This is a genomic window from Catenibacillus scindens, assembly GCF_014202115.1.
GTDB lineage: Bacteria > Bacillota > Clostridia > Lachnospirales > Lachnospiraceae > Catenibacillus > Catenibacillus scindens.
This window is the reverse complement of the sequence record NZ_JACHFW010000033.1, coordinates 1-6,127: the sequence shown is the minus strand read 5'-3', so window position 1 is coordinate 6,127 and position 6,127 is coordinate 1. Positions and strand designations below refer to the sequence as shown.

At 40.0% G+C, this 6,127-nt stretch carries 6 protein-coding genes; 1 reads left to right on the top strand and 5 read right to left on the bottom strand.

Annotated features, from left to right (window positions below; genetic code table 11):
* The first annotated feature begins 288 nt into the window (after positions 1-288).
* Positions 289-420: a hypothetical protein gene (locus HNP82_RS18280; RefSeq protein WP_279288934.1), complete on the top strand. Its 132-nt coding sequence runs from the start codon at positions 289-291 to the stop codon at positions 418-420.
* A 271-nt stretch (positions 421-691) separates the two neighbouring features.
* On the opposite strand, the gene HNP82_RS17490 is transcribed toward HNP82_RS18280, so the two are convergent.
* From HNP82_RS17490 to HNP82_RS17470, 5 genes are all read right to left on the bottom strand, one after another.
* On the bottom strand, positions 692-2,353 hold the full coding sequence (locus HNP82_RS17490; RefSeq protein WP_330599713.1) for an ABC transporter permease: 1,662 nt from the start codon (positions 2,351-2,353) through the stop codon (positions 692-694).
* 16 nt (positions 2,354-2,369) lie between these two features.
* Positions 2,370-3,494 carry an ABC transporter substrate-binding protein gene (locus tag HNP82_RS17485; protein ID WP_183776780.1) on the bottom strand — a complete coding sequence of 375 codons (1,125 nt, stop codon included), beginning with the start codon at positions 3,492-3,494 and terminating at the stop codon, positions 2,370-2,372.
* Positions 3,495-3,539: 45 nt separating this feature from the next.
* On the bottom strand, positions 3,540-4,493 hold the full coding sequence (locus tag HNP82_RS17480) for an ABC transporter ATP-binding protein (RefSeq protein ID WP_183776779.1): 954 nt from the start codon (positions 4,491-4,493) through the stop codon (positions 3,540-3,542).
* Between the two features lie 329 nt (positions 4,494-4,822).
* Positions 4,823-5,512 carry a tyrosine-type recombinase/integrase gene (locus HNP82_RS17475; protein ID WP_183776778.1) on the bottom strand — a complete coding sequence of 230 codons (690 nt, stop codon included), beginning with the start codon at positions 5,510-5,512 and terminating at the stop codon, positions 4,823-4,825.
* A complete protein-coding gene (locus tag HNP82_RS17470; protein ID WP_183776777.1) occupies positions 5,493-5,759 on the bottom strand; it encodes a hypothetical protein in 267 nt (88 codons plus the stop codon). Before HNP82_RS17470 ends, HNP82_RS17475 begins: the two co-directional genes overlap by 20 nt.
* Between the last annotated feature and the right edge of the window lie 368 nt (positions 5,760-6,127).

Genomic DNA, 6,127 nt, shown 5'->3' with positions numbered 1-6,127 from the left:
ACATAGTAATGAATCCTCTCTTTCGTATTGATTTTAGTATATCAGATTCATTAAAAATTGTCCGAAAAAGTGTCTTAATTTATGAGACCATTATACTTACGGGTGAGACCGGACGATCTGTTTCTCAACTACGAGATCAACTTATCCGAGCTGGTGAATTAAGGTGAAAACGCAGCGTCTTAACATGATTTGCAAAATGAATGGGAAAACCATCTTCTTCATCTTCATTGGAATCTCCTTCATTCCTATTAAAATGAAGGAGATATTTTTCGGATAAAGGAGATTCCTATGAAAAAATTTGATTATGTCACAACTTCAAAAATACTTTTGCCCCCTGAAATTGTTCAAATAATGGGAAGCATTCATGAGCATAAGGGTAAACAGGATCTATTTCTCAAAGCAAATATAAGAACCTTCTGAATAACAACTATTCTTTACAACAAGAAGCAACCTGGACGCTCAAATGCTCTAAGGTTGCTTCTTCTTTTTTAGGTATTATGGCTATAAAATGTTTTCCTATCCCCATGCTTTCTTTTCCCTGACATATCCGTCATGGAGAATATTGGTATAGCACCCCTATACTTTTTTATCCAGCGCCAATCGGTTCGTTCTATCAATGCGATAAATGTCTAGAAAGAAAATGAAATGTAAAATTCCCCTTGAAAAGAAGTTAACTTCACATCAAATTCTGCTAATATTTTTTCCTTCCGATCACATTATTCAAAATAATCAGCAACACTGTAGTGATCAGCACACAGATTAATGCCATCGCCATGGCTACTGAAGCACTTCCTTGCTCAAATTCCCGGACAATAAAGGTTGATACTGTCTGGACGTTGGGCGGTGAGATCAGGCTGGCGCCGACCAGTTCCCTGAATACGATAATAAATATCATCATCCATCCCTGCATTACGCCTCGCATAATCAGAGGCAGAGTGATATGTAAAAAGACATAGGCTCGATTCCCGCCGCATACTTTTCCAGCTTCAATAAGAGAATCCCCTGTCTGCATAATCGCCGAGCTGACATACTGGATTGAATAGGGTAGAAACATAACCACATATACCAGAACCATAAATCCCAGAGTGTTATATAATGGGAGAAGGTCATAAATTTTATTCCAGAACAGCATCATACCAATAACCAGAACAATATTGGGAAGCATCTCTGGAATTAAAGCCTCACCCTCAATGACTTTTTTCCATTTTTTTGCTTTTTTAATGGACACCACGATCAATGTACCGACCATACTGGCAATCGTTGCGGACACAATAGCCAAAAATGTACTGGTCAGCATCGCTTCCCATCCCTTACTGTTTTTCGTAAACAGTTCTACATAATGCTGAAATGTAAAGTTTCCTGCCGCCAATCCGTAACCCCGAAGTTTGATCAGAGAGGTAGCGATCACGGAAAAATAGGGCACTCCTATAGTGACAATAATCACGATAAAAATGTATATGCCTCCCATAATCTCTGTGATCTTTTTACAATTATACAGTCCTTCCCGATTCCCTTTTCCGCCGACCAGATGATAAGTATGCTTTGATGTAGTGTAACTTTGAACAAGCCACATGATCATACAAATAATCACAAGGACACTGGATAAACTGGACGCTTTCCCAAAATCAATAGGCGCGGTAGAGGCATACCGGTGAATATCTGTCGTAAATACATAAAATCCAATCCGATTCCCTAAAGTTGATGGCGTTCCATATTCAGAAAGTGTTTTTACAAAGACCAACAGCATGGCAATGGCATAGTTTCCTGTCAGAAGGGGCAGCATGACTCTTCTCATACGGTAAGCAAAACCGGCACCGCTGACAGCCGCGCTTTCTTCCATATTCATGCCAATATTAAGAATAGCGTTCTTGATCATGGTTGTCATGAAAGGAAATACATGAAAACTCATGGCAAGAACCAGGCCGCCCAAGGAGAAAAAACTTTCTGAAAGACTTCCGGTCCATGGAAACATCTGCTGAAATAGTCCCCGTTTCTGCATGAAAAGTATCCAGCCCATAGAAGAAATATAAGGCGGTGTCATAAAGGGAATCATGAGAACAATATCCAGCCATTTCCACCGCGAAAACCGGGTTCTGGCCAGCAAAAACGCCAGCGGCGTGGATATAATCGTTGATACGATCACCACCAGAAAGCCCAGAATAAGGGAATTGGTAATTGTTGTAAGATTTTCTTTATCTCCGATGGTCTGCAAAGCCCTGGTAAAATCAAGGCGGCCATCTACAATGACCGCCTGACCAAAAACAGCAACAATCGGAAGAATAACCAATGCAAATAATAAGACAAAGATTGTAAAATACACAATCATTTGTTTTTTATCTGTTGCTTTGCTCACTTCCTGTTACCTCACTTTACTGACATAATTCGTTTAATTTTGCCGCAATATCACTGGAATTTTCCATCATTGTATTCCAGTCCAAATTATCGAAGGTTGGAATATCGGATACATTGGTCCGGTTATCACATGTGATGTCACTTCTGCCTGGAAGGAGGTAAGCATCTGCAACCATCTGCTGAGCCTCATCGGACATAAGATAATCAATAAATGCTTTAGCGTTTTCCACATTTTTGCTGGTTTTCATGATCATCGCCGGTCTGGGGTTGATTACAGTTCCCGATTCTGGATAATAGATGGCCAGAGGTTCGCCTTTATCAATATTGGAATAGGCGTTATAATCTACACCCGCTACAAGAATAGCTCTTTCACCTGTGGTTACTGTTTCAAGGGCTGCTTTATTAGCGCCAGCTACCATCAGGCCATTTTCTGCCATACCTTCCCAGGCACTCCAGTCATTATTTGTAGAACACATATAACCGGCAAGGAAATCTTTGCACGAACCAGATTTTTCCGGGTCAGGAATAGCAATCATATCTTTATACTGTGGATCGGCAAGTTCGGACCAGTCTGCATCCAAGTTGTCGATCAGTGTTGTGTTATAGATTACGCCCAAAGCAGATGCGCTTGTACCAAACAGCATATGATCTTCATCAACCCAGCCATCATAAAGTTTATCCGCATTTTCTGCTTCCGGATAACTCATGATCTGTCCGCTCTCTTTCATAGCCAGTCCGTCAGACCATGATGCTAAAACAACAACATCAGCTACTGGATTATCTTTTTCCGCTTCAAGTCTTGCCTGGATTTCTCCCGTGGTTCCTTCAAAAAGTTCAACTTTAACACCAGTTTTAGCTTCAAAGCCTTCAATATAAGCTGTGTTCAGATCCGTTGGGCTTGGCATATATACCGTTACCGTTCCGCTTAATTCTTCAGTTGCAGACGCATCGCTACTCTCAGCAGCTTCTGTCTCCGCCGCACTTTCGCTTTCAGAAACGGTGGAAGCCTGGGCAGATTCTGTTGTTCCGGCAGCAGTTTCCTGTACTGTATTCGATGTACTCTCACTACCGGTAGAGCCACATGCCACAAGTCCAGCGCTCAATGCTGTCAATAATATTCCTGCTAATACTTTCTGTTTCATGACTATTGTCCTCCTGTTATCTTACTTTTAGTCAATTATGTGTCGTCAAAAAGTTACTATTTTATCCTCATTTATATAAACAGATACTCTGGAACCAACATTGTATCTGCATGGGGCTTCAATACCCCACTTCCGCCCGGAAGCATTAAGATAGAGCTGATAGTTTTCACCTAAAAACTGAATTCCTTCCAAAACCGTCTCATATTCTTTATAGCCCTCTTTCTTTTCCAAACTTGCTGTTTCTGGACGAAACATGGCGTTGTCACTGAGCCAGTTGGATTTTCCGATAAACTTTGCGGTAAAACATGTTTTGGGGCGCTGATAAATCTCTTCTGGCTCCCCCTCCTGTTCTATCGTGCCTTTATTTAAAACCACAATACGGTCGCTCATACTCATCGCTTCCATCTGATCGTGGGTAACAAATACTGCCGTTACTGCCAACTCAGAAGTCAGCCGCTTAATCTCTATTCTCATTTCATCTCTGAGAATAGCATCCAGAGCGGATAAAGGCTCATCAAAAAGAATACAGTCCGGCCGTGTCACAATTGCTCTGGCAAAACCAACACGCTGCTGCTGCCCACCGGACAGCTGAGCAGGGTAGCGGTTGCGAAATTCCGCCAGATGAACTGCTTCCAAAGCATCCATAACCCTTTTCTCCAAATTTTTCCGATCTTTTCTTGCCCGAAGCCCAAAAGCTACATTTTCAAAAACTGTCAGATGGGGCCATAGGGCAAAATCTTGAAATACAAAACCAATATTTCGCCTTTCCGGCGGAAGATTGATCTTCTTCTCCTGGGAATATACGCAAATATCATCAAAATAAATTTCACCGGCGGAAGGTGTTTCTAGTCCCGCAATCATTCTAAGGATGGTTGTCTTCCCGCATCCGGAAGGTCCTAGCAATGTTGTAAATTCTTTATCTTTAATCGTCAGATCCAGATTTTTAATGACGTCTGTTTTATCATAAGATTTTGAAATATTCTTCATGCTAATAATCATTTTTAGCCACCTCGAATTTTATTTTATATTAAGAAGATAATTTATATATCTGGTCAAGGTAAAGTTATGGTAAAAAACAGACTAAATTCCCGTCTTTTCAAAAAACGTAAAAAAAGGGACATCAAGTTATGTTTTCTCCATCACTTTACGTCCCTTACACCATAAATTAATGATTAAATTTTTATATATAAACTTCCTATTTGAAAATTCATATACTACCCCCATTTTTATTAAATTTTCACTAAAATTACACTATTACTATTTTCCATTGGCGTAACCTTTCTGCTTTGTCTGCGATTTTCTGACTGTTTTACATTCCATACTTTTCTTCATATTTTTATAGTTTTTGCCAGAGCCATTAATAATGCAGACAATTCGGGGCTTGAAAGAACCTGAGACAGCAGCTCTTTATCAATACCTTCTGGTACATGCAGTAAATTTTCAGAGGCCGTTTCATGGATTTGAGGATCAGGATTGTGATTTTTATAAAAGGCGTTCTCAAATAGTTCTGTATTTTTCCTTCGGTCATCATCTAAAATATGAGAATAAACATCTGTCACCATATTAATCTGTGAATGCCCAGAATCTCCCTGAACTGCTTTGATATCTCCGCCATTTAGCTTTAGCTTGTATGTAACACTTGTATGCCTTAAACTGTGAAAGACTACGGGCGGAAGGTCATAATCTTGTATCAGCTTTTTCAGTGAGGTTTGTATCGCTGAAAAGCCTAATGGAAGACCAAATGTTCCTGCTATCACCAATCCATAATCGAAGTACTCATCCCCTAGAATTTCTTTCTCTTCATCTTGCTTATTACGCCATTCTCCCAGCAACCGGGCTACGGTTTGAGGAAGGAATACTTTCCGGATAAGTCGTGTATTATTCAAACTGTAAACAGGAAATCGGGCGCTAAAAGCAATCAATTCCGTAATCGTTTCCGGATCTTCCTGAAATGACCTGGCAATTTGAAGCACCATTTCTTTTGCCGGGATATTTTTGTCAATACTGTTTCCTCGCATCCACAGCCCTCCCCTGATAACGGTCTATAATCTGTTCTTCTTCGTCTATAGGCAATATACATAGCGGATAGGCGTCCCCTTTGTAAGCAAAATTTCCCTCCAGATATATCCCTTCTGGATCGTCTATAAAATAAAACATCATCACTCCCTGTCTGGGAACAAGAATGGCTCTCTCCTGATCATGGGCAATGATCTGGAGCATTTCATAATCTGATTCATAATCCGACATGTTTTTTAACGGTATCATCTTTTCTCCTTTCCGCATACACAACTTCGGTACACAAAAAAAGCAACCCGTTATAGGTCGCTTTAAAATCAATTTTATCAAATCATGAAAGAACACTGTCGATCGTTTTCCTCCAGTGTTTCCAAAAAACAGTTTTTTTTCTTTCATCCTAATTTTTTACATTTTAATTATAGCACTATCTATATTTCATGCAATCCCATTTATTTCCAAATAGATCCATTTATTCCAACTAAACTTTGTCCTTCTGTTATGAAGTGACTTTTGTCAAGAGGCAAATGAAAGAAATTTTTACCCTTGGCATATGCCACATTTGTTTGTTGTCTGACAGCATCTGAAAAGGGCCGGATTTAACAGTTCTCGGCATATGG